The organism is Streptococcus sp. HMSC076C08, assembly GCF_001810825.1.
Lineage (GTDB): Bacteria > Bacillota > Bacilli > Lactobacillales > Streptococcaceae > Streptococcus.
Genome location: NZ_KV802723.1, coordinates 21,543 through 45,723, shown reverse-complemented (window position 1 = coordinate 45,723; position 24,181 = coordinate 21,543). Strand labels below are relative to the sequence as shown.

Sequence of the window (24,181 nt, the reverse complement as noted above, 5' to 3'; positions counted from 1 at the left end):
TGAAGCAAAGGAAAGCTATGTAGCATAGCTTAATTATAACATAACTACATAGCTTCCTCATATTTATTTTGTTTATACAGCAAAAATTCCTTATAACCTTCAACGTTTATATATACTCTCTTATGAGAAGGCTTCAAAATGTATCCTTGGAATTTTTCATTTCTCCGCATTTCTGTTAGATCATTGTTTAAGGTTTTTAACGGAACATCAAATAATTCCGTAATTCCTCTCTTGCTTTTATATATATTTTCCATAAAATTCTCCTATTTGATATAATAGGGTTGGTAAAAGACATTTTCTTTTATTACCTACTTAGCTTGTCAGTTGCTCCGCTAAAAGTATCTGACAGGCTTTTTATATTATCGTAAAACTCCGTAGTATATTCTTTTACACCATGAGGAGTTTCATGTTTTGTCGTACGTGAAAATGTCGGAGGATTGTTAATTTTATAAGTTTCCATAAGCTCACCCTTTGTTGTTGTAATTTCCAAAGGCTTTTCAATTCCTCTGCTAGTTCGATAAATTCTGATACCCTTGGGATACATATGTAGGCGAGCACCTTTTATAATTGCTTTGTTTTCTGAACCCTCATCACCTATCTGCAAATTAGATAAATAAGCAATCAAATAATTCCCAACCTTATCAGCTCTCCGTAGCCTTTTGGTCTTTGTGAAACCTTTCACCCACATCTTAGCAAGGTCATTGTTAGGAATTGTTAGTTCGGAATCGTTCTTTAATAACACATGCAAATGCCACCTTCCACTAGCTTGTGGCTCAATAACAGCAATATATTCTACATGACCGAAACTATGACGAATACGACGTATAAACGCTTTAAAATCCTTATAAACCACCTCAGGATTTATGACGTGTTCGCGATAAGTCAACGTAATCCAGAGCTGATTTTTTCCGCCAGTAAAATTATGGGCTATTATTCGCCGTAACTTCTTCATGGTTTGCTTTGTTGACTTAAGATTATCAAACCTACTGTTGTTTGAAGTATCCATATCATGAATTTCTCCAGTATCAAGATTTACATAACGCTTACCTTCTATCACTTTGATAGTTTGTTCTTGTTGACCGTTAGCGGTTGTCATTTCGATCGTATGACCATACACGTAACTTTTTACTATCTTACCATGTTCTATTCGCTTCATATTTTTACCTATATAAATATGCTTTTGTGCTTTTGTTTGACGCTTATCAAGTTAAGGCGTCGCACTATCGATGATTAAATTCAGATTTATTCCATGATTTATTGACAATAGGGACCCTAAGATTATAAAACTGATTGTGTCGGCACGGCGAACAAAGTTCGACCGCACCGCCCCAACCAGTCTAATCTATCTTAGCCTAGTATCAACAACTTTCACGGCATAAAGAATTTAACCATCTAAGACCACGGATGTTTCAATTTGAACAACGCCCCTTTAAGCGTTCGTCTATCTGATTCATTACATATGATGAATACTAGATAGCGCAACCCATCCTTTACATATAGATCAGCGAGACCATGAAGAGCATATTTGTGCAAATAAAAGATCCAAGTATCTTTTATTCTTAATAAAACGTCTAAATCTATCTCTCCAAAAATTTGAAACCGAAAAACCACACACCTAGCTCCAAATTCTCGAATCCCATGGTTATCCATTGTACATATGGGAACCCTTTCATCTGCTACGTGCACTCTCTGGACTGACTTGCTTCCATCGGCTTGAACAACTTCCTGAGCTTCGTAAATTGGAACTAGTTTATACACAAACTGATTTTCCTGAATATTTTCTTTCACTAATTCTACCAATACATTTTGCGTAGAATCTAGAAATCTATTCCAGTTTTTTTGCTTTTCTTCTATCTGGACTTTCCTCTGGTACTCCTGAAGTTTTCTACTACAAAGATGATAAACTTCCTTAGCACCTTCAAAAATCTTCATAGGTAATTCTTCGATAATCGATGGCATATTTGCCTCCTTTAAAGTGCGACAACTTCAATGACTTTTGCAGTCAAACTAAGTTGGTTACGATATTCTCCGTATACAATTGCTTTCTCAATGTCTACAATTTCTACAGATGTCAGCATTGGTTGAAACGTATCATAATCCTTCATCGTTGCAAGTGGAACTTTTACAGTGAGCTGCTCCCCAGTATTATTTTTTTCGTTGGGATAGTCACTTTCATCCGCAAAGACCAGCACGCAAACTTTTACACCTTTCTCCGTTTCCGAACCAGTTTCACTTTTTTCTATCCACCTTGTTGCGGACACAAAACGTAGTTCTTTGCGAGAAAGGAAAAGTGACGTATTAAACTCTGTAAAATAAGTTAAGTTCTTAAGTGCCATAATTCAATACCTTCTTTCTAAACTTAAAAGTAAATCGTCTACTTTTAAGCAAATAAACACTGTGACGATTACAGATAACAACGTTTAAACTTACACCTCCTTATCTATTAGGAGAAATTTCAACAGAATTCGGAGGAGATTATAAATTTTTTAATTCTTTTCGTAGAATCTCTACAATACGCTCATAGTGTCTTTTTACAGTTTTGTCAGTAAGTCTAACTTCCTTTGCAAGATGCGAGAATGATTTATTCTCAAAAACAACTCCAAACAAGATTTTTTTGTCTCTATCACTCAACAATCTCTCAATAGCATCGTTTATAATAGCAATTTCTTCTTTTTTTATTAAGAAAGACAATGGGTCATTATAATCTGCTATCGTATCTAATAAAGAACCTGTGTCACCTGATCTACTATCTAAACTACAAAGACCATAAGATCGATCTTTTCTACATGAATTCTCATAGGACTGGTTTAATAAGTTATCTACCTTAGCCCAATCACCAGATAATACAGCTTTTTTAATTGCTTCTTCTCTACGTTGTTCTACTTTTGTTAAATCTACCATATGTTGGTACCTCCTGGGGATTTACCAACCATACAGAGTTTGTCTTCTCACGCTAACGTCAGTGGAAAAAACTTAGTAGTCATTTTAGATAAAAACAGTCAGATGTATAAAAAAATAGCAGTTATACAAAATCGTATAACTGCTATGCATTTTTTAGAGCCAAATCTATATTCTATTTATTTTTTTATTCAATTATTCTTTTAGTTCTACTTTTTCTAGTTCCATTACTGCGTTATTTTCTTCATTTGAGGTATCATTCTTCAAAAATCCTATGAATACTTTCTTACCATTTTCAACCGGGATATAGAATTGCACTCTATCTAAATCAACATATATTTTTTCTGTATCCTTTATCTTATATCCTCTACTTTCCATGATTGCGATAATTTGTTCTTTTGTTTTCAAATTCTTAACAGTATTAGTAAATGACTCATATGAAGTTAAATAAATCACCTTATCTCCTAAAATAATTCTATCACTTGAAAATTTAATATTAGGTAATCTATCTATATTTTTTTGATCTTCTTCCACAGATCCTTTAGTTCCATAAACCTTCGTAACACGATAAGTTCCGCTAATTTTTGTGTTTACTAATGGCACTAACTCATATGGTACAGATGTATTCTCACCAATTATATCAAGATATACCATCTTATGTTGATCTATCTTATACAGGATTCTTCCGTAACGTTCTTGGTCTTTATTATCAAGTAATGAAATAAACTTCAAATCTTCTTTTTTGATATCGCTATTTTTTAATATCTCGAAATTTTCCTTAAATGATTTGACGATATCTTCTTCCGAAAGTTTAGTTTTTGTGATATTTTTAAAATCAGAATATGAATCATGAATAGTTACATCATAATTAAATACTTCATTATTTTTTAACATATAATCAATTTTTAATTTTTCTGAACCTGAAAATTCCCAAACACTAGTTTTAAGCCCTACTGAACCCCACTTCTTATCAAATAAATTATCACTTGATGAATTTTCAGAAAAATAATTAGATATACTTATACCTGCAGCAGCAAAGATTCCCAATATAACAATCGTAAGTAATATAACTTTCACTAGACTAAATTTTTTAGTTTTCTTATCATTCTGATTTTCTTTTTTTTCTTTTCCAATTTTTTTCTTGTTCATAATATCTCTTCTCCGTACTTTTTCTATTGTTTAAACAAAATCAGTGTTTGGCTCTTAATTATCTTTGTTATTTATATATTTTTTAAATTCATCTTTTGACATATACTGAGGACTAGGCATTTCAGGTATATTCTCAATATTTTCAATAATATTTGAAACAACTTCTAAGGCAATCCATTTAAAATTGGACTGTTTTTCTATTGTTTCATTTATATTTTTCCACTCTGTGGGAACCATATACGAGGGGTCTTCTGGAAGTTTAGGATAGATTCCTTTTTCAATAATTTTAGAAAGAAATCCGTATTCTCCATTTGGTAATGTTAGTAACAAATAACTAACATTTCTCTGGTACAAGTCTTTTGTCGTAAATAAAACTTTTCCACCATTATTTTTTGCAAAATAATAATGAGCTTCTAAGCTACCTAACTGAGAATATTTCTTCTCACCATTTCCCATGTCCCATTCTTGTAATTTATACACAGCTATTTCTTCTGTCATATCACTACTCCTATTGTATTGTTTTTTATCCATTTTAACACAAAATTGTATCGTTCGCTATACTATATTGATATTTCGGACAGTTAACTGTACTTAAAAAATCATATAAAGGATAGTAGAATAGTACAAAAGAGGAAATTACAGATGGAAGCTAATCAATTACAAAAATACATAGCAGAACGTATAAGAGAATGTAGAAAAGAACAGAATCTCAGCCAAGAACAATTATCCAATCAAGCCGGACTAGGTGTTAAAGCAATACAAAACATTGAGAATATGAAATATGATTTTAAAATACACACACTTGAAAAAGTGCTTACTGCTTTAGGACTGACCGTAGAAGACTTCTTTAATTTTCCACTCTCAAATAATTACGTCCCTATAACTACATTGATTGATAACATCTCAGATTTATCTCACACAAAAAAATTAAAAATAATTTCTTTGTTCAATGAAATTGTCAAAAATATAGATTAAAAGAGGAACTCTCAATGAATTCCTCTTTTTGTATGCTACTTTAGCTTTCCTTTGGTTAGCTTTTTTACTTTATAGATTCTAACTATTCTGATTAAAATTTAAAATTTCATATTTTTCAGAGATTACATTTCTATTTTCATCCAAAAAAGTTTGCTTTATCCACCGTCCTCGTATTTCACTTGACACCGAAATGGTTCTATCCATTCTTTTAATTTCCCTAAATAATTCACTAGAAAACTTTGCCTTTACTATTCCAGATAAAGTTTTTATAGAGACATTATTTCGAGCATTGGATGCACTAGATACTATTCCTTCAAAATCGAATTCTTCTGAAAACACTTCCGCATCATCTTGCTTTTGAACTAGAGAATTTAAGTCTTGAATAAATTTATCACTTTGTTCATTAACAATAATAGTGGATAACTTTTTCTTGTCCTTTTCCAAAGTTACAGTAAGGCCGTTTTCTTTTATGACATTATAAAATTCAACGAAAGATTTTACTATTTTATTATTCTCAAAAATTACATCTGAGTAGACATCCGACGCCTCTTTGTAATTTATAGATTCTGTAAAAACAATAAAGTCATCAAAATAAAGTTCAAATTCATCCTCAAAAAGAGTAACCTCTTCCGGACGAACTATTTCAAAATTTATATTGAATGAACCGGGGGTAAATGGTGTTAGTACAAGTTTCCCATTAGTAAATATATTATGTTCCCTTAAAAATACTTTTGATCCCTCTATAAAATTTTCCATCAAATTTATCGCTTTAGCAACGACATCTAAATCTGCTGAGTGTGAATTATAAGAATCAACTAGCTTTATTGTCAGTTGTTTATTATTTAAAATATCTGAAAATGTTGTGGCATATTCACTACATAGCATATTAAAACTTTTTCCACTAATCAAATCCCGCTCAAATTTTGAATCGTCCTCAGGGAAATACTCACTCGCATTAATGTTATTCTCTAATTCGAAAATTTTAACACCATATTTAACAAAGTTATTATTATTTTCTCTTTTTAGAATGGAAAAGTCATCTTCTAAATAAAACTCTTGAAGAAGTGTATTCGTAGAAATATCAGAAAATAGAGTTTTCAAATTCTTAATAGAAAGAGGTTTTACAAAAAATGTATCAAAATCAATTGCATATACAAAATAATATTTATCATCGATCTTCTTAGTAATAAATGACAATGGAATATCATAGTAATCAAAAATATAAAGATATTCTACTGATTCAAAATCCAAAATACTACTCATTTTCTATACCTCCTTCCTGAGCATCAAGAAAATTCACATCCTGAAACTCCCACAAATTTAAATGTTCTCCTTCTAACAGTCCCACACCATGACTAGGTAAAATATTTATCAACACAGCAACTTTATCTTTAAATTTAGGATAACGTTTTTTTAGTTCTTCAATTGCTTGCTCTGATGCAAAAAACGATAAAGCTTTGGCCTCACATAATTTTGGGGGCGGAAAATTCAAACCTAAATCTACGTGGGTTTTAAAGTCATCTTTTTCAGGAACCTCACTATTACATAATCTATAAAACGAACCTTCCATCTCTTTTGCTTCAGATGGCGGACAAGCATCTGGATAATCTTCACCATACTTCAACATATAATTCCCCTTCAAATTAAAACCAACTATTATTATTTTACTCTATGCAAAGTAAGTTTTCAAGTATCTACAAATATTATAGTGAAATAAAAAGAGAGATTTATCTCCCTCTTCGTTATGCTACTTTAACTTTCCTTTGGTTAGTTTTATGGTTAATTTATACCTTAATAATGTCAAGAGTCCTTAAACTGTACTCCAAACACTCTAGATATGCGTATCAAAAATCATCTCTTCTAACCTCATTTTCTTCCATCTATTATACCAAAAATAGCATTCCTCGGCTTGTAAAAATATTCTAATGCCAATCATTCTCCCTTGACTGCCCTTTTTCAAAGCAGTATAATAACACTTATTGAAATTTTCATCAAAGGAAAAGAAAATGTTTAGAAAATTAAAATATACCTTTATCGGTCGACCACTCAAGTCTCTCACAGATGGTGAAGGGGGATTGTTAGGGAAAATGCAGGCACTTGCAATGTTATCCAGTGATGCCCTGTCTTCTATTGCCTATGGACCTGAACAAGTCATTCTCGTTTTAGTCAGCCTCTCTCCTCTCGCTATTTGGTGGAGCCTCCCTATCGGTATTTTTGTCCTCTTACTGCTCGCTAGCTTGACCATTTCCTATCGTCAAATTATTCACGCCTATCCTCAAGGTGGAGGAGCTTATATGGTTACTCGGGAAAACCTCTCCCCTGAACTAGGCTTGATTGCAGGGGGCAGCCTCCTTGTTGACTATATGCTGACAGTAGCCGTATCCGTTGCGTCTGGAGCTGATGCTATTACAGCAGCCATCCCTACCCTCCATCCCTACAATCTTCATATCTCTATTTTCCTAGTCTGCCTGCTCATGCTCTTGAATTTAAGAGGATTGAAAGAATCTGCCAGCTCTCTGATGATTCCCGTCTACCTCTTTATCTTCAGTACCGTCTTTCTCTTGCTTTATGGGTTCTTTCAACTATTTACAGGTTCCCTAAACTATCAGGCGACTTCAACCATTGGGCAAACCGTTCCGAGTCTTTCCATCGTTCTCCTATTGAGAGCCTTTACCAGTGGCTCTGCCTCTCTGACAGGGGTTGAGGCTATTTCAAATGCGGTACCATTTTTCAAAACTCCGAAAGAAAAGAATGCTGCTCAGACCCTGACCATCATGTCGCTGATTTTAGGATTTCTTTTTGCAGGCATTACCTTCCTAAACTACTGGATGGGCATCACACCTCAAAATGGAGAAACCATCCTCTCGCAAATGGCCAAGGGCATTCTTGGCGATTCATTCTTTGGTCATGCTAGCTACTATCTCTTCCAGTTCTCAACAGCCTTGATTCTAGCTGTAGCTGCAAATACTGGCTTTTCAGCCTTCCCTATGTTGGCCTACAATATGGCTAAAAACAAGTACATGCCCCATCTCTTTATGGAAAAAGGGGATCGCCTTGGCTACTCCAACGGTATCTTAACTCTGGCCTTTGGGGCTATGATCCTTCTTCTCATTTTTAATGGGAATACTGAACGCTTGATTCCTCTTTATACTATCGGGGTCTTCGTTCCCTTTGCCCTCTCTCAGACTGGGATGATTCGCCATTGGAAAAAGGAAAAAGGAGCAAACTTCTTAAAACCTGCCTTTGCTAATATCCTTGGGGCCATCATTTGTTATGCTATCGTTCTCATTTTACTCCTCTTCAGACTGGGTGATATCTGGCCATTCTTCCCAATTATCCTAGTCTTAACCTTCCTCTTTTTGTCCATTCACAGCCATTACCAAAAAGTGGCAAAACAACTACGACTCTACGAAGGAATTGAAAAGCGCACTTATGACGGCAACCTTGTCCTTGTCCTAGTAGGAAATGTTACTCGAGTAAGTGTCGGAGCCATTAACTACGCTCAAAGTATCGGTGACGAAGTGTTAGCCATGCACATTTCTACTAAAGAAACGGCTGAAAAAGACCAAGAAATCCTTCAGGAATTTGCCGATTACTTCCCAAATATCACTCTGAAGAATATCAATACCAGCTACCGCGACATCATCACCCCTAGCGTTAAGTATGTCAAACGAATCGCCCAAGAAGCTAAGCAAAAAAACTACACCGTTACAGTCCTTGTCCCACAGTTTATCCCTAACAAGCCTTGGCAAAATATCCTGCACAATCAAATGAGCCTCAAACTAAAATACGCTCTCAGATGGCATGAAGACGTCGTTGTCGCTAGTTACTCTTATCACTTAAAAGAATAAATAAAAACTCAAAATCAGTAACTTATATCTGGTTTTGAGTTTTTTGTATGTGACCTTTTAGATGAGCCCTCCGTGAGTTCCATTTGAAATCGGTGATTTCGTGGGCAATGCGCTCTTTAAAATCAAAAGAAAAGCCAGTAGACTCGAGTTCCTACTGACTTCTTTGTTGAATTCGTTTGGATTATGCAGCCAAAACTTTGCGTCCTTTACGACGACGAGCTGCCAATACGCGACGACCGTTTTTAGTTGACATACGGTTACGGAATCCGTGTTTACGCGCACGACGAAGTTTACTTGGTTGATAAGTACGTTTCACGATGAATACCTCCTCATAGATTTTGTATTCGTTTAGCCGGCTATAAAGTGATCAGTTACTAAACATACTTTACTATTCTATCTGATTCTTACCTATTTGTCAATAGCTCTAAGTAAATGTTTCCTGCTTTTCCCTATGAAAGCCTTATCTACGATACTGACTCAAGAAACGTGTCATCTTTTCTTGGATTTGCGCCAATTCGTCCACACGAGGAAGGTAAACGATACGGAAATGGTCTGGTTCCTTCCAGTTAAAACCACGACCATGAACCAAGAGAACCTTTTCCTGCTTCAAGAAATCAAGAACGAACTGTTCATCATCATCGATGCGGTACATATTGCGGTCAATTTTAGGGAAGATATAAAGTCCCGCCTTCGGCTTGACCGCAGACAAACCTGGGATATCTTGGATAGCATTGTAAATGAAGTTTCTTTGCTCGTAAATCCGTCCACCAGGGAGGAGCAATTCATCCACTGACTGGTGCCCACCTAGTGAAGTTTGTACGACTTGCTGGGCCAAAACGTTAGAGCAAAGACGCATATTGGATAGCATATTGAGACCTTCGATATAGCCCTTGACATGGTGCTTAGGACCAGACAAGACCATCCATCCTACACGGAAACCAGCGATACGGTGAGATTTTGACAGACCATTCATGCTGACACAGAAAACATCTGGTGCCAAGCTTGCCACAGGCGTATGCACATGCCCATCCATCACCATGCGGTCATAAATCTCATCCGCAAAGATGATCAAATCGTTTTGACGAGCAATCTCAATAATCTCCAACAAGAGTTCCTTAGGATAAAGGGCTCCAGTTGGGTTGTTTGGATTGATAAGGACGATTGCCTTGGTATTGGAAGTAATTTTTGACTTGATATCGTCAATATCTGGGTACCACTCTGCAGCTTCATCACAGATATAGTGAACGGCATTCCCACCAGCTAGGCTGACCGCAGCTGTCCAGAGAGGATAGTCTGGCATAGGCACCAAGACCTCATCGCCATTATCCAAAAGCCCTTGCATGGACATAACAATCAGCTCACTGACACCATTTCCGAGGTAGATATCATCAATATCCACATTGGGGAATTTCTTCAGTTGGCAATACTGCATGATGGCCTTGCGGGCTGAGAAAATCCCTTTGGAATCAGAATATCCCTCACTATCACGCGCATTCATAATCAAGTCATGAATGACCTCGTCTGGCGCTGTAAAGCCAAATTCTGCTGGATTCCCTGTATTCAGACGTAAAATCTTTTCTCCGTTTGCTCGCATCCGCATAGCTTCTTCCAAAACAGGACCACGGATATCATAGGCAACGTGCTCTAACTTACTAGACTTGTTATATTCTTTCATCTTGTTTCCTCAATTCATAGAGATAGTAACATTATACCACTAGAAAGGGATTGCGACAAGTTTCCTGAAATGAGCAAGCAAAGAAAAAAACTCACAACGACTAGGTTTTCACCGTCTAAACAACTAGAATACAGAAGCATTTTCTCACATACCAAAAGACAAACCTAGAAAGATCAGCGCTATAAAAGAATCATACAAAAGATTAAACATGAGAAAGAGCCCCCACGTGATCAAATGGTCCAAGCGACCACTTCTCTTTGCAATCACCAATAAAATGATGTGGTAGACCAGGTGAAAGAGAAGAAATCCAATAAAACCTGGATAGAAAACGGGCATGACTCTTTCCAGCTACCAAAGCATCACTACTTCACCTACAAGTGACGCAAGGATCATTCCATGATAAAGAAAACTTATTTTTTTAGAAGCTTGAACAAAATCTTTCATACTTTCTCATCCCCTCGCTGTGTTTCCTACTATCCCGTTTTCTTTTATTTTAACATATCTCCACCAAATCGAATCTCCAATAATATTTATTGAAATATGATTTTTACTTTACTTCTTTAGTGAAAAGGGTTACAATAACAGTAAGAAAATTTCAGGAGGTTTCATTATGGCACAACGTTACCAAAATGTTATGGTCGCAATTGATGGTTCTAAAGAAGCGGATTTGGCTTTCGTCAAAGGTGTTTACACTGCTCTACGCAACGAATCCAAGCTCACCATTGCCCATGTTATTGACACACGCGCTCTTCAAAGCGTATCTACCTTTGATGCTGAAGTTTACGAAGAACTCCAAGTCGATGCTGAAAGTCTGATGAAGGAGTACGAAAAGCGCGCAAGAGATGCTGGTGTGACCGATATTCACATCGTCATCGAAATGGGAAATCCAAAAACCCTCCTTGCCCGTACTATTCCAGACGCAGAAAATGTTGATCTGATTCTCGTTGGTGCAACAGGGCTCAATGCCTTTGAACGCCTCTTGGTTGGTTCTTCATCTGAGTACATTCTCCGCCATGCAAAAGTTGATTTGCTAGTCGTGAGAGAAAGAGAAAAAACATTGTAGTCATTAAAAAAGGGAGCCTCCGGCTCCTTTTTGTTTGTCCTGATTGGGTCAGAAAAAGGCTTTAAACAATAGTTTAAAGCCTCAATCTTATTTAGAAAGTAGTCAATCTCAAAAGATTGAATTATTTGTAACTGTATGCCCAGTAGTATACACCGTTTCCATCAACTACTGCTGCTACAGCTCCTTCAGTGACATTTGGATCGAGAAGCAAGTCTCTCAAACCACTGTTTGCCCATTTCTTAACGACAACAGCTGCATCTTCATCACGACGTCCTACAAAGCCTGTGCTATCGTATTGACGTGAAATTTCATTTACTTTCGGAAGTGCTTGATTTTGATAAATGTCTTCAGACCAAGTCAATTCTTTCAATCCTTGAGCTTTACGCTCTTCATTGATTTTAGAGAAAGCTTCTTTTGCTTTTGAAACATAGTCATAGTTTGTATCGTTTGTTGCTTCAACACGGTAAACAAACTTCACATAGCCAAATTCTACATCACTGTATTTCTTGTCTTCGACACCACTCTTGAGATTTGCAATCAAGACATAGTCCTTAGCGTATGGGTTTTCTTTCGTCTTCTCAAAGATTTCTGGATCTTCGATTTCCCACTCAACTTTAGCATCCCAACCAGAGTTATCAAGGAACTTAGGATTCATTTTTTCGATGACATAGTTTTTGAACTCTTCAACATTCTTGAATGGCAATGCTTGACCTGCTTTAGCAGTCGTTACCAAGTTAGTTGAGTAAAGTTTCACGCTTGAGTTCTTGTCACTGTACATGTACTCGTCATCAGCAGTGTTTTCGTGAAGTTTTGGATCACGAGCTGGATCGTTTGGATCAGTCATCCCTTGAAGTTTCCATTTTCCACCAAGCCACTTCCAGTATGCTGAGTAACCTGTACGCTCTGAGTTAGATGGTACATAGTAGTAATGTGCACTACCGTCGAAGTAGTAGTTTTTATCATTCTTGAGGACTGCATCACCTGGTTTACCTGGTGGGTAAACCAATTTTGGAGTGTGTCCATTTGGTGCCCAAGCCAAGTGTTCCAATCCTTCAGCTGGTTTTTCAACATAATCAGGGATTTGGTTTTCACTTGGTTCATCAGTCGTTACCAAACCTGGTGTTGTTGGGATAGCTGGAGTTGCTGGTGTTTCTGGTTTTGGTTCTACTGGCGTTTCTGTTGATGGCTTGAATGGATCAAATTCACTATCAGCACCATTAATTGGTGGATTTTCTGGTAGGTCAACACTTGGAGTTGCTGGTTGTGCTGGTTGTGGCTCAGTTGGTGTTGTCGGCTCTTCAGGTTTATCACTAGGTGCTGGTGTTGGAGTCTCTGGTTCTGCTGGTGTTGGAGCAGGAACTTCAGGTTGACTTGGTTGTGCTGGCTCAACCGGAGTTGTTGGTTGTTCTGGTTTTGGTTCAGCAGGTGTTGCCGGTTGTGCTGGTGTTGTATCAGCAGAATCTTTCACCAATACCCACTTACCATTTTGGTAGTAGTAATAATCACCATTGTCCAATACATAGTAATGGTACCCATTTTCGTAACGATAGTGAGGATCGTTTTCCAAGTTGTTAGTAGATGAGTTGTTATTACTATTGTTTGTCAAAGGTTTCCACTGACCGTTACGATAAATACGGAAGCTACCATCGTTCATACGGTAGTAGTGATTGCCATTCCAGTAAATATAGTTTTCATCGCTAGCAAGGTTGTTGTAATTATTCCAATAGTTATAACCATAGTAGTTGCTACTGTTGCCATAGCCATAGTAGTTATTCCAATTATTGTAACCGTAGTTGTAACTTGGGTAGTAGCTACCATATCCATAGTTATAGCTTGGGTAGTAGCTATTGTAGCCATAGTTATAGCTTGGGTAATAACTATTGTAGCCGTAACTTCTTACAGTATAGTTTGATGTACGGCTACGATTTGCAGTAGTACGGTTAGAAGTACGATTGCTTGAACGACGGCTAGTTCTTGTATAGTAGCTATTATTTCCATTCCAATTGTAAGCAGCGTGAGCTTCACTTGGTGCAAAAGTTGGAAGCATTGTTACAGCTGTTAAAACAGAAGCTGTCAAATAGGTATATTTTTTCTTCATTTCAACCTCTTAATTCTTTAATTTTTAAACTTGAAAATTAAAATAATAAAAATTTGGAAAGCAATTGTGCACAATTTTATAACTAAACCTCAAAGCTAGAGTGAACTCCTCACATCAACTTGTTAACAGGCCTGAAATAAACAAGTTGACTTTCTGTCTTAAAAAAGAGCATATTGTAGTAGCATGAGGATTTTATATTTATTCGCTTTCTGAATTTATTCTAACACATAAACTTTCAAATATCAAATAATTTGACTTGTCTTTTTTTGATGTTTTTTAAAAGAAAAGCTAGATATATCAGTAATATATCTAGCTTTTTAACTATTCTTTGTAAGAAATGTAATTTCCTGTTGCTTTATTTTCACTATCTTTTCATTTTTTTCTTTTCTTTTTCTAGTATAAATATGCTAATAATAATTAGTGATATATATAAAATTGTTCGGTTTTTCAGCTCAAAAAATCCCCGAATTTTTCATCCAGGGAAAAGAAATTTCTCTTATTTTTTATTTTTTCTTTCTTTATGTCGCTCATAAGCTTTAAACTGACGTTGTAGTTCCTGTCGGATGGCAGGTTCTGGAGCATATTTTTCTTCCCAGTCATCTGGCTTTAAAATCTTGTGTGTAACTGGGTCAAAATGAGCTTTCCCATCAGGGAAAACCTTCCCCATATTTGCTTCATGGACAATATCAAAAATGCGTTCTGGGTCTACTCCCATCAAAACAAAACTACCGTATGTAAAATACAGTGTGTCAATCAAAGCATCCACTTGACCGACCAAATTTTGCTTAGCAGGTGTCTTTTTCGCCACTTTCTCTGCCGCCTTATCAAGTGCCTCATGCATGCTTGCAAGGGAGTTTTGGAATTCTTCCTCCGAAGAACTTGCTGCGCGAACAAACTCTACTAATTCTTCAATTTTAAAATCTGCGCGGTGGGTTGCACCTTCAGCATCCCATGCCTGTGGCTCTTCTTGAGTTCGTTCATCCATCATGTGGTGGAAGGTTTTAACCTTATTAAAGTGGTAGTCTCGACTGACAAACACTTTTTCTGAAGCCAAAACACCAAAGTGCTCGAGCGCCTTGTGGATACCATCTTGTTGATTACTTGCCGTAATATGCTTGGCAACTTCTTTGACACTGCTACTGCCATTTCCCATAGCGACCGACATACCGACGCCTGCCAACATTTCCAGATCGTTGTCTGAATCACCAAAGGCCATGACTTGATTGAGATCAAAACCATATTCTTTCCCGACTCGGCGAATGCCTTCTAATTTGGAATTTCCTTGGTTGATGATATCTGCTGCAAAAGGATTGCTTCGAGTTAATTTCAAGTCGTCAAAATCACTTGCTGCCTTCTCAGATTCTTCTGGCGTCATCAGCATCAAAACTTGATAAATGGGTTGATTAATCAAGTTAAGCAGGTCGTCTTCCTTTTGAGGAACTGCCTTGCTAACCATTCGATTAAAGGAACGGCTAACGGTTCTTGTCAGCACAGTCGGAATAAAACGACTAACCAGTTGGGAAAAGGATCCGAGACCAAATGACATAATTTTCGAACCAACAACGGCGTGCTCGGTTCCAAGAGCGATTTCTTTACGCTCCTTTTTAGCGTAAGCAATCAGTTGACGCAGGCTTGACTTAGCAATCGGACTCGCAAAGAGCACCTTTTCTTTATTAAAAATGTATTGGCCATTGTAGGTCACCGCAAAGTCTAGGTCCAAGTCTTCCATCAATTCCTTGACAAAAAACGGCCCTCGTCCTGTCGCTACTCCAACAAGCACTCCTTGCTCTTTGACAATCTTAATCGCGTCCTTAGTGGATTTCAAAACACTCTTGCGATCGTTGACTAGCGTTCCATCGATATCAAAAAAAACAGCCTTGACTTCCATCCTGTCCCATTCTCCCCTTTTGTGTTACAATGATTATACCACATTTCAGAAAGAGTGACTAAATCATGCCTAAGAAAATCCTTGTTTTACATACAGGTGGGACTATTTCCATGCAAGCAGATGCCACTGGTGCCGTTGTAACTAGCCAGGACAATCCCATGAACCATGTTTCCAATCCGCTTGAAGGGATTGAGGTTCATGCCCTAGACTTTTTTAATCTGCCAAGCCCTCATATCAAACCCAAGCATATGCTTGCACTCTATCATAAGATTAAAGAGGAAGCTGATAACTACGATGGAGTTGTCATCACACATGGTACAGATACCTTAGAAGAAACAGCCTACTTCCTTGATACCATGAAAATCCCGCCCATCCCCATCGTTCTAACCGGGGCCATGCGTAGTTCAAACGAACTTGGTAGCGACGGTGTTTATAACTATCTGAGCGCTTTACGAGTTGCCAGCGATGATAAAGCAGCCGACAAGGGTGTGCTGGTCGTCATGAACGACGAGATTCATGCAGCCAAGTATGTTACCAAAACTCATACGACCAACGTCAGCACCTTTCAAACCCCAACACATGGACCACTTGGCCTCATCATGAAGCAAGAAATCCTCTACTTTAAAACGGCTGAACCTCGTGTCCGCTTTGATCTTGAGCATATTCAAGGTCTAGTTCCCATCATCTCAGCCTATGCCGGTATGACAGACGAGCTGATCGATATGTTAGACTTGGAACAGCTGGATGGCTTAGTCATTCAGGCTTTTGGAGCAGGCAATGTTCCCAAAGAAACAGCTCAAAAGTTGGAAAATCTCCTCCAGAAAGGAATCCCAGTCGCCCTGGTCTCACGGTGCTTTAATGGCATTGCTGAACCTGTCTACGCCTACCAAGGTGGAGGAGTGCAGTTGCAACGAGCTGGTGTTTTCTTTGTCAAAGAACTCAACGCTCAAAAAGCGCGCCTCAAATTATTAATTGCCCTTAATGCTGGACTAAAAGGACAAGCTTTGAAAGACTATATGGAAGGCTAATCCTCTTCTCTAGAACACAAAATCAGGAAATCTTCACGATTCCCTGATTTTTTCTATTTACGTTTTCGTGTAGAGCGACGTTCTGTCAAACCATGAGGCAAGAGAACTTCACGTTCTTCCAACTCTTCCTTATGCATAATCTTCGTCAACATACGCATGCTGATAGCACCTAAGTCATAAAGAGGTTGGGCAATAGTCGTCAAGTTTGGACGAGTGAATCGTGCAATCTGAGAGTCATCTGTCGTGATGATTTCAAACTCTTCTGGCACAGACACACCGTGGTCAGCCAAACCATTCAACACACCCGCAGCCAATTCATCACCTGTTACAACTGCGGCTGTAGCTTGTGATGAAATCAAGCGTTCTGCCAAGGCATAGCCATCGTCATAGCTGTATTTTGATTCGAAGACCAAGCCCTCGCTATAAGAATGTCCAGCTTTTTTCAAGGCTTCCTTATAACCAATCAAACGAACCTTGCCATTGATATCATCGACGAGTGGTCCACTCACAAAAGCAATTTTCTCATTTTCTTTGAGAAGGTAGCTTACAGCATCAATCGTTGCTTGTTTGTAGTCGATATTGACACTTGGAAGTTGGTGTTCTACATCCACAGTACCAGCAAGAACAACCGGTGTCCGTGAACGAGAAAACTCTGAACGAATCTTTTCAGTCAAGTGATAGCCCATAAAGATAATCCCATCGACTTGTTTTGAAAAAAGAGTGTTGACCACTGAAACTTCCTTTTCATCATCCTCATCACTATTTGCAAGGACAATGTTATACTTGTACATTTCAGCAATGTCGTCAATCCCCTTAGCAAGTGTTGAGAAATAGCCATTGGTAATGTTCGGAATCACAACTCCGACTGTCGTTGTTTTCTTGCTAGCTAAACCACGGGCTACCGCATTTGGACGATAGTCCAAGCGATCAATCACTTCTAGGACTTTTTTTCGAGTGTTCTCTTTAACATTCTTGTTGCCATTAACGACACGGCTAACTGTTGCCATCGAAACTCCTGCTTCACGGGCGACGTCATAAATCGTTACTGTATCATCTGTGTTCATTCCGTTTCCTTTCTATAATGAAAATTTCGCTTTCACGCATCTACTTACTCCATTTTATCACTTATTGTAAACACTTTCAAGTATTTTTTAGAGAAACTTTGAAAAAATTTCACAGTTTATTCCCATTTTGAAAAAGCAAGTAGGATTTCTTGATTTTTAAGACATTTTGCTGTATGATAAGGAAAATAAAAGGGGGAGGAAAACATGGCTTTTACAAATACACAGAGACGTTCCGCTAGTTTTGGTGTCGTGACCAGCTTGCCTGATGATGTCATTGACTCTTTATGGTATATTATCGATCATTTCCTGAAAAATGTCTTTGAATTAGAAGAAGAACTTGAGTTTCAACTGCTCAACAATAAGGGGACCATCACCTTCCATTTTTCTAGCCAGCATCTTCCGACTAGCATCGATTTTGATTTCAATCATCCTTTTGATCCGCTTTACCCGCCTAGGGTCCTTGTTTTAGACCTAGACGGCAGAGAAACCATCCTCCTTCCAGAAGAAAATGACCTATTTTAAAAACTCTAGCTTCTCGGCGCAAACTGCTGAGGAACTAGAGTTTTCTTTTTCTAATAAATGGATCGACTAACTACTAGACCGTTTGGTTTTGTATACTCTAAGTCAAGATAATCCTGATAAGTCCCTGGCACAATGAAACCTTGGGGACTCAATATATCAGTCCCAGCTTTTCCCACGATAGAGTCTGCCAGCAAAACACAATTGGTACTGAGAACAAAGTAGGTCTTAAACTCGGATGAGCTGAATTTATAGAGGGTCGCATCCGCTTCCTGTTTCAGTTGGTAGGAGTAGGTATGCTTGACCTCGCCCTCTCTTCTTTTCATCAACTGTGAACTTGGTTCCCAAGGAATTAACAGGTCTTCTATCTCTACTAGACGAGCTTGGATGGCTGCTTTCTGTTGGTCCGTCAAACTCAGACCATAAGCAAACAAGGTCTTCTGACTTTCCCTCTTACAGAGCTCTATGTATTTTTCCCGATTGGCCTTAAACAAGACACCGTCTCCAACCATGCCGAATAAACGTTCCGAGTGGGGATCATACGAACCATAGGAAATAACCTTCCCTTGATAACAAATATCCACATGTCCCATAGCAAGGAAGAAAGAGGTTTCTGAGGTATGGACAAAAATTTCCAGATCAACCGTCTGGTCGTTTTTTCTTTCTGAATGAACTTCCCCTTCTTGGCTTTCATGATTTGCCAGCCACTCATTTAGTTTGCGCAAGGTACTAATAGGGATCAGCGCTGTCACAAAGATCGGCAGAGTCATTCGCATACGTCGTTTCAGCTTGGGATTGTTTTCTATCTTTTCAAAAAAGAAACCGTCCCGGAGGCTACTGGCTCCTAGCATGAGCAAGTAAAACCCAAGCAAGAGCAATTCAAAATTCGCTGCATCGTGAAAAGGAGAGATGCTATAAAGCCCGAATCCTATCATCCATACAGCATCGAAGAGATGATGGAGCCGAGGATGAATGGCATTTTTTCGATAGAGAGACCAAGTCACAAGACTAATGATGCCCGTAAACAGCTGGTAGCTCGCAATGATAAAAACCAGGAGATAGAGGGCAAGGTCTTGCAAGATGATAGAGTCAAACACCAGAGCCGCTACCACCAGCTTGCCCAAGGTTACAAAGATATTTTCCCGACGTTTTTTATCTTGAAACCAGCGAGTCAACAAGTGCCAAACTGCTGACAAGGAAAAGTAGCCCATCAGCAACTGGTACCCCATTCGCGGAATAACTTGTCCAAAACGAATCAAGAGAAGCCCTAAAACAATAGCAAGTAGTCCCTCCCCGATACTCTTCCACTTGCTATAGGTCTCGGAAAGCTTAGGCATTTCCTTGCTCCAACTGGTCAACCAAGTACCGAATTGGTTGCTTTAGGATTGGATGGATAAAATGGGGAGCTATTTCCACTAACGGCTCAAGGACAAAGAGGCGTTCTGCTATATAAGGATGAGGCAAGATGAGCTCGTCTGTATAGATGACTTGGTCTTCTACAAAAAGCAGGTCCAAATCAATCAAACGAGGCCCCCAATGCACTTCTCTCACCCGCCCCATTTCTGACTCGATGGCTAATAATGTTTCTAACAAGACTGATGCTGGCAACCAGGTTTCTACTTCAATCACCTGATTGGCAAAGCTATCCTGCTCCACACCACCCCAAGGCTCCGTCGTCAAGACACTGGACTCTTTGAGAATATAGATGCCTCGAGCTCGCAGGTTGTCAATAGCTTGTTCCAAGTTTGCTTGCTTATCTCCCATATTACTTCCTAGGGCGATAAAGGCCCGTTGCTTACGACGGTGAATGGTCACCGAGCAGGTATCCAATGGTAAATGCACTGGAGCCCACGGTTTTTTTAGTTCCAACTCAATCTCTTGGACAAGAGGATAGGTCTCAAAGGTACGTTCAACGAGTTTGTAAGCTACCGTTTCAATCAAATCCTCAGTGCTTTCCTGAAACCAAGTCGTCCACTGCTGACACAATTCTCCGTAATGGATAGATGCTGTTAAATCCAAGTCTGTCGCCGCCTTGGTCATATCATAGGATAAGCTTGCGGAAATAACAAACTTCTGCCCCAATTCTTTCTCACTTGGAAAAAGACCATGATAGGCAAAAATTTCCAAATCTTTAATCTGCAGTTGATCCATAACTAGTCCTTTCTAGAAAAATCCGCATGAAGCGGATTCTTTTTATACTCAATGAAAATCAAAGTGCAAACTAGGAAGCTAGCCGCAGGCTGCTCAAAACACCGTTTTGAGGTTGCAGATGGAAGCTGACGTGGTTTGAATTTGATTTTCGAAGGGTATTATAGTCCCATTAAACGATAAGCCTGGTCTCGGAGGTCTTTATCTGTTTCAAATACACCTCGCGCTACTGTCGTCAAGGTTGCCGTGCCTGGCTTTCTGACACCACGCATGCTCATACACATATGTTCCGCCTCAATGACAACAAAGGCTCCTTTAGCACCCAGATAGTCCATCAAGGCATCGGCCACCTCAATATTCAAACGCTCTTGAATTTGTGGTTTTTTAGAATAAACTTCAACCGTACGGGCAAGTTTGGACAAGCCTGCTACACGTCCATCTGGAATGTAGGCAATGTGCGCTCTCCCATAAAAGGGCAAGAAGTGGTGCTCACACATAGTATGGAAAAAAATATCCTTTTCCACTACCATATTATCATCAATAATCTCAAAGGATTTTGACAGGTGTTCCTCAGCAGTTTGGCCAAGACCTGAAAAAATTTCTTGGTACATACGGGCTACACGAGCAGGTGTTTCCTGCAAGCCCTCGCGGTTAGCGTCCTCACCAACAGCTTCGATAATCATTTTTACAGCCGTTTCAATCTTTTGTGTATCCATTCTCGTTCTTCCTCTCCATCAGATAGGCTCTCACTTGGCTCAAGAAATACAAGGAACCTGTGACAATCCTAACTGTTTCTTTCTCTTCATTTTTATCTGTCAATTTCTGCTCTAGAAAATCCTGCCAACTTTGGTAATTGAGATTTCTAGACTTGGCTGTCTCTTTCAGCACGCTTTCATCAGTCGCCCGACTATCGTCAAAATGTGTAAGGGTAAGCTCGGTATCTGGCATTTCCCCTAGCAAGTCCAGCATATCCTCCAAAGCCTTGGTTTTGATGCAGGTAAAGAGGATTTCCTTATGATAATCCTCAAAGCGTTCTTGTAAGGTTGCTAGTAAAGCCTTGATAGCATGGGGATTGTGGGCCCCATCCAAAATCATCAAGGGGTCGCTAGACACGACCTCCAAACGCCCTGGCCATCTGGTCTCTTTCAAAGCTTGAGCAACCAAGTCATTACTTGCTAATTCTCGCCCAGTCTCCTGACAATAAGTGTCTAAGAGAGCAAGCGCCATCCCCGCATTTTCTACCTGGTGCAAGCCAAGCAGGCCTGTTTGAAAGCGACCTTGTCTGACAGAACTAATATAGTCAAAGATTTCGCCTGTCACAACACTCTTTTGGTGACTGACCTGATAATCTTTCCCATAGGCAAGTCTCGATGCATTTTTATCTTCTGCAATGGAGTCAATCTCAGCCAAGGCTTCAGGAACAATATGACCTGTCACTAATGGAATGCCTTGTTTGATAATACCAGCCTTCTGCTCTGCTATGGCTTCCAAGGTGTCACCAAGTAGGGCTACATGATCCAGTCCAATGGTCGTAATTCCTGTTAAAATTGGCTGGCAGACATTGGTGCTATCCAGAAGTCCACCCATGCCGACTTCCATGATGCCCACATCAACTTTTTCAGTGGCAAAATAATCATAAGCTAGTGCAGTGATAATCTCAAACTCGGTTGTTCCCTGCAAATTATCAGCAGATTCCCCCTCAAGCAAAGACTGATAGTCTGCCATGAGGGCTTCTAGCCTAGTTTCTGGGATGGATTCCCCATTAATGCTAATCTGATCCGTATAATGAATAAGATAGGGCGAGCTGAACACCCCAACTCTCAGCCCTAGGTTTTCCAGCATCTTTTTCAAAAAAGCAATGGTAGACCCCTTGCCGTTGGTCCCTCCGATATGGATGACCTTGAGTTTGAGCTGGGGATTGCCTCGCAGAGCTAGGAGTTCTACCATGCGTTCCAAGCCAAAATGTGGTTGGTCCGTCCGGTAGTGGGCAATCCACTGATTGTTTTCAATTTCGTTCATCTTACTTATATTGTTTTAAATCTAGATTTTCTGCATCATCTGCCAAACGAATGGCTGACGCAATTTCAACTGCCATCCTGTGACTGGCAACATCGTGCACGCGCACCACTTCCACACCCTGTCTCGCAGCGATACTGGTTACATGAGCCGAAGCGGTGTCCCGATTTCGGAAACCGACTTCCGTCTCAGGATTGACTTCAAAGCCATTCTCCTCAAGGATATTGATAACAAACCGCTTGCGCGAAACACCAAGAAAGATTGGATAGCCCTGCTGATGCAATTTATCAAGGTCCCGTAGAAGAAGTAGATTTTCCTTCTTGGTGAGACCAAAACCAATTCCCGGATCCAGCAAAATGTTTTCTCTTGCTATCCCAGCTTGATTGGCTCTCGCTAGTGCTCGTTCAAAGAAAGCCTCCATCAAGTCTTCAATTGGCATTTTTTCAAAGTCAGCTAACTCTTCCTCTGTAAAAGCTTGCCCAAAACCAAAATGAGGAAATATGAGCGAACTAGGGTGCTGAGGTCGAGCCATGACTGGATTAAACATGATGACTACTTTCGCACCAGCCTTAGCAACCACATCCGCCATTTTCTCATCTCCCATGAGACCCGTAATGTCATTTACCAGATTGGCACCAGCAGCCAAAGCAGCCTCTGCCACCTGACTTTTCCAAGTATCGATGGAAATGAGAACATCACTTTCCTCACAGATAGCTTTAATCACTGGAACAACACGCTGGATTTCCTCTTCTATCTCAACATAGCTACTGCCCGGCCGAGTCGATTCTCCACCGATATCAAGCATGCTAGCTCCTTCAGCTATCAATTTACGGGCTTGCTGAAGCGCCTGGTCAACAGCAAAAAACTGACCACCATCCGAAAAGGAATCTGGTGTTACATTGATAATTCCACAAATAGCTGTTTTTGCCTGACTAGCTTTACTGAACATAAGGTCACTCCTCAAGGTTTTTCACCACATTATTTCTCTATTTTACCATAAAAAGAAAAAGATGGATACGCTAGTATTCATCTTTTCCAAGCGGCTAATGGTTTAGAATGATAGACCTAGATTTCTACTAATCAATACCAATAAGGCCAACAAACAAAATGCAATACCATTGAGAATCATATGAAGCAAAATGGACATCTCCAAACGCTCAGTCTTATAGGCTGTCCAAGTCAAAACCGTTGACATTCCTCCATAAATAATCACAGAAGGTAGATTGGTTGGCATATGAAGCAAGGCAAAGACGATTGCACCAACAATAAAACCTAGTTTTTCTTTTCCGCGGAAGATCTTTTTTGGAATAATCCCACGACACAAAATTTCTTCACAAATCGGCGCAATCAAGACTAGTAGGAAGAAAGTTGAAATCAAGGAACTATTCTGAACCAAACCATTCAGTATTGATTGGTTACTGGTTGTTGCCTCATTTGTTAGTCGAAGCAGTAGTGAACCCAAGAGATTTGTCGCAAAAATCACCAGATAACTCAGTACCAAGCGAGCCAAGTCTTTTGCCTTAAAAAAGGATAGATTAAAAGTAGCAAGTTGTGTTTTTCGTGCACCAATAATGAATACAATCAAAACGACTATGGATAGAGCACCTACTAAGAGCCCTGACTGTAAAATCGGAAACTGTTTGTTTGCTAAAAACAAAGCAAGTCCTATGGGAAATTGAGATAGAACAAAAGCTACCAAAAGGATGATCACCCATTTCCCTCTGTTTAAAACCTCTTGCCAAATCGTCTTATCTTTCATGATGTACCTCCTTATAAGAAAAAGGGGAGACTCCCCTTTTTCTATTATAC

General features: G+C 39.1%; 25 protein-coding genes and 1 pseudogene. 5 read left to right on the top strand and 21 right to left on the bottom strand.

Annotated elements, in window-relative coordinates; genetic code table 11:
* Window positions 1-44 precede the first annotated feature (44 nt).
* The 7 genes from HMPREF2766_RS03360 to HMPREF2766_RS03330 form a co-directional block, all read right to left on the bottom strand.
* On the bottom strand, window positions 45-254 hold the full coding sequence (locus HMPREF2766_RS03360) for a DNA-binding protein (RefSeq protein WP_070567732.1): 210 nt from the start codon (window positions 252-254) through the stop codon (window positions 45-47).
* Between the two features lie 50 nt (window positions 255-304).
* Complete coding sequence (locus HMPREF2766_RS03355; RefSeq protein ID WP_070567730.1) at window positions 305-1,156, bottom strand: rolling circle replication-associated protein; 852 nt, start codon at window positions 1,154-1,156, stop codon at window positions 305-307.
* A gap of 236 nt (window positions 1,157-1,392) precedes the next feature.
* Complete coding sequence (locus HMPREF2766_RS03350) at window positions 1,393-1,959, bottom strand: hypothetical protein (RefSeq protein ID WP_070567728.1); 567 nt, start codon at window positions 1,957-1,959, stop codon at window positions 1,393-1,395.
* Window positions 1,960-1,970: 11 nt separating this feature from the next.
* Complete coding sequence (locus HMPREF2766_RS03345) at window positions 1,971-2,336, bottom strand: hypothetical protein (protein ID WP_070567726.1); 366 nt, start codon at window positions 2,334-2,336, stop codon at window positions 1,971-1,973.
* A 139-nt stretch (window positions 2,337-2,475) separates the two neighbouring features.
* Window positions 2,476-2,901 carry a sigma-70 RNA polymerase sigma factor region 4 domain-containing protein gene (locus HMPREF2766_RS03340; RefSeq protein WP_070567724.1) on the bottom strand — a complete coding sequence of 142 codons (426 nt, stop codon included), beginning with the start codon at window positions 2,899-2,901 and terminating at the stop codon, window positions 2,476-2,478.
* Window positions 2,902-3,093: 192 nt separating this feature from the next.
* On the bottom strand, window positions 3,094-4,047 hold the full coding sequence (locus tag HMPREF2766_RS03335; protein WP_070567722.1) for a hypothetical protein: 954 nt from the start codon (window positions 4,045-4,047) through the stop codon (window positions 3,094-3,096).
* 54 nt (window positions 4,048-4,101) lie between these two features.
* Window positions 4,102-4,545: a hypothetical protein gene (locus tag HMPREF2766_RS03330; RefSeq protein ID WP_070567721.1), complete on the bottom strand. Its 444-nt coding sequence runs from the start codon at window positions 4,543-4,545 to the stop codon at window positions 4,102-4,104.
* Between the two features lie 144 nt (window positions 4,546-4,689).
* Here HMPREF2766_RS03330 and HMPREF2766_RS03325 point away from each other — a divergent pair, with 144 nt between their 5' ends.
* Window positions 4,690-5,022: a helix-turn-helix domain-containing protein gene (locus HMPREF2766_RS03325; RefSeq protein WP_070480163.1), complete on the top strand. Its 333-nt coding sequence runs from the start codon at window positions 4,690-4,692 to the stop codon at window positions 5,020-5,022.
* Between the two features lie 78 nt (window positions 5,023-5,100).
* On the opposite strand, the gene HMPREF2766_RS03320 is transcribed toward HMPREF2766_RS03325, so the two are convergent.
* Complete coding sequence (locus tag HMPREF2766_RS03320; protein ID WP_070480162.1) at window positions 5,101-6,285, bottom strand: hypothetical protein; 1,185 nt, start codon at window positions 6,283-6,285, stop codon at window positions 5,101-5,103.
* On the bottom strand, window positions 6,278-6,649 hold the full coding sequence (locus HMPREF2766_RS03315) for a hypothetical protein (RefSeq protein WP_070480161.1): 372 nt from the start codon (window positions 6,647-6,649) through the stop codon (window positions 6,278-6,280). Before HMPREF2766_RS03315 ends, HMPREF2766_RS03320 begins: the two co-directional genes overlap by 8 nt.
* A 379-nt stretch (window positions 6,650-7,028) precedes the next feature.
* On the opposite strand from HMPREF2766_RS03315, the gene HMPREF2766_RS03310 reads away from it, so the two are divergent.
* Window positions 7,029-8,873 carry an APC family permease gene (locus HMPREF2766_RS03310; protein WP_070567720.1) on the top strand — a complete coding sequence of 615 codons (1,845 nt, stop codon included), beginning with the start codon at window positions 7,029-7,031 and terminating at the stop codon, window positions 8,871-8,873.
* 181 nt (window positions 8,874-9,054) lie between these two features.
* Here HMPREF2766_RS03310 and rpmH read toward each other — a convergent pair whose 3' ends face one another.
* The 3 genes and pseudogenes from rpmH to HMPREF2766_RS10325 form a co-directional block, all read right to left on the bottom strand.
* Window positions 9,055-9,189, bottom strand: a complete 135-nt coding sequence (gene rpmH / locus HMPREF2766_RS03305; RefSeq protein ID WP_000831905.1) for a 50S ribosomal protein L34 — start codon at window positions 9,187-9,189, stop codon at window positions 9,055-9,057.
* 144 nt (window positions 9,190-9,333) lie between these two features.
* Window positions 9,334-10,548 (bottom strand): pyridoxal phosphate-dependent aminotransferase, encoded by a 1,215-nt coding sequence (locus HMPREF2766_RS03300; protein WP_000666454.1) that lies wholly within the window; start codon window positions 10,546-10,548, stop codon window positions 9,334-9,336.
* 144 nt (window positions 10,549-10,692) lie between these two features.
* Window positions 10,693-10,992 (bottom strand): annotated as a pseudogene (locus HMPREF2766_RS10325) (hypothetical protein).
* Window positions 10,993-11,158: 166 nt separating this feature from the next.
* Here HMPREF2766_RS10325 and HMPREF2766_RS03290 point away from each other — a divergent pair.
* The gene (locus tag HMPREF2766_RS03290; protein ID WP_000079161.1) at window positions 11,159-11,611 is read left to right on the top strand and encodes a universal stress protein; all 453 of its coding nucleotides are present in this window, start codon (window positions 11,159-11,161) and stop codon (window positions 11,609-11,611) included.
* A gap of 121 nt (window positions 11,612-11,732) precedes the next feature.
* Here the strand turns inward: HMPREF2766_RS03290 and HMPREF2766_RS03285 are convergent, their stop codons facing one another.
* Both HMPREF2766_RS03285 and HMPREF2766_RS03280 read right to left on the bottom strand, forming a co-directional pair.
* A complete protein-coding gene (locus HMPREF2766_RS03285; RefSeq protein WP_070567718.1) occupies window positions 11,733-13,709 on the bottom strand; it encodes a CAP domain-containing protein in 1,977 nt (658 codons plus the stop codon).
* A 496-nt stretch (window positions 13,710-14,205) separates the two neighbouring features.
* Window positions 14,206-15,597, bottom strand: coding sequence for a Cof-type HAD-IIB family hydrolase (locus HMPREF2766_RS03280; RefSeq protein ID WP_070567716.1), 1,392 nt, complete (start codon window positions 15,595-15,597; stop codon window positions 14,206-14,208).
* A 65-nt stretch (window positions 15,598-15,662) separates the two neighbouring features.
* On the opposite strand from HMPREF2766_RS03280, the gene HMPREF2766_RS03275 reads away from it, so the two are divergent.
* Complete coding sequence (locus HMPREF2766_RS03275; RefSeq protein ID WP_007519608.1) at window positions 15,663-16,625, top strand: asparaginase; 963 nt, start codon at window positions 15,663-15,665, stop codon at window positions 16,623-16,625.
* A gap of 53 nt (window positions 16,626-16,678) precedes the next feature.
* On the opposite strand, the gene ccpA is transcribed toward HMPREF2766_RS03275, so the two are convergent.
* Window positions 16,679-17,689, bottom strand: a complete 1,011-nt coding sequence (gene ccpA, locus HMPREF2766_RS03270) for a catabolite control protein A (protein ID WP_001090635.1) — start codon at window positions 17,687-17,689, stop codon at window positions 16,679-16,681.
* A 204-nt stretch (window positions 17,690-17,893) separates the two neighbouring features.
* Here ccpA and HMPREF2766_RS03265 point away from each other — a divergent pair, with 204 nt between their 5' ends.
* Window positions 17,894-18,211, top strand: a complete 318-nt coding sequence (locus tag HMPREF2766_RS03265; RefSeq protein ID WP_000886045.1) for a DUF960 domain-containing protein — start codon at window positions 17,894-17,896, stop codon at window positions 18,209-18,211.
* A gap of 50 nt (window positions 18,212-18,261) precedes the next feature.
* Here HMPREF2766_RS03265 and HMPREF2766_RS03260 read toward each other — a convergent pair whose 3' ends face one another.
* The 6 genes from HMPREF2766_RS03260 to HMPREF2766_RS03235 all read right to left on the bottom strand — a co-directional run bounded on the left by HMPREF2766_RS03260 (window position 18,262) and on the right by HMPREF2766_RS03235 (window position 24,131).
* A complete protein-coding gene (locus HMPREF2766_RS03260; protein ID WP_070567714.1) occupies window positions 18,262-19,545 on the bottom strand; it encodes a hypothetical protein in 1,284 nt (427 codons plus the stop codon).
* Window positions 19,538-20,359, bottom strand: a complete 822-nt coding sequence (folK, locus tag HMPREF2766_RS03255; RefSeq protein ID WP_070567712.1) for a 2-amino-4-hydroxy-6-hydroxymethyldihydropteridine diphosphokinase — start codon at window positions 20,357-20,359, stop codon at window positions 19,538-19,540. Before folK ends, HMPREF2766_RS03260 begins: the two co-directional genes overlap by 8 nt.
* Before the next feature lie 158 nt (window positions 20,360-20,517).
* Complete coding sequence (gene folE / locus HMPREF2766_RS03250) at window positions 20,518-21,072, bottom strand: GTP cyclohydrolase I FolE (RefSeq protein ID WP_000380933.1); 555 nt, start codon at window positions 21,070-21,072, stop codon at window positions 20,518-20,520.
* Window positions 21,053-22,375, bottom strand: a complete 1,323-nt coding sequence (locus HMPREF2766_RS03245) for a bifunctional folylpolyglutamate synthase/dihydrofolate synthase (protein WP_070567710.1) — start codon at window positions 22,373-22,375, stop codon at window positions 21,053-21,055. Before HMPREF2766_RS03245 ends, folE begins: the two co-directional genes overlap by 20 nt.
* A 1-nt stretch (window position 22,376) precedes the next feature.
* Window positions 22,377-23,321 (bottom strand): dihydropteroate synthase, encoded by a 945-nt coding sequence (folP, locus tag HMPREF2766_RS03240; RefSeq protein ID WP_000491578.1) that lies wholly within the window; start codon window positions 23,319-23,321, stop codon window positions 22,377-22,379.
* 102 nt (window positions 23,322-23,423) lie between these two features.
* Complete coding sequence (locus HMPREF2766_RS03235; RefSeq protein ID WP_000653640.1) at window positions 23,424-24,131, bottom strand: CPBP family intramembrane glutamic endopeptidase; 708 nt, start codon at window positions 24,129-24,131, stop codon at window positions 23,424-23,426.
* Window positions 24,132-24,181 lie beyond the last annotated feature (50 nt).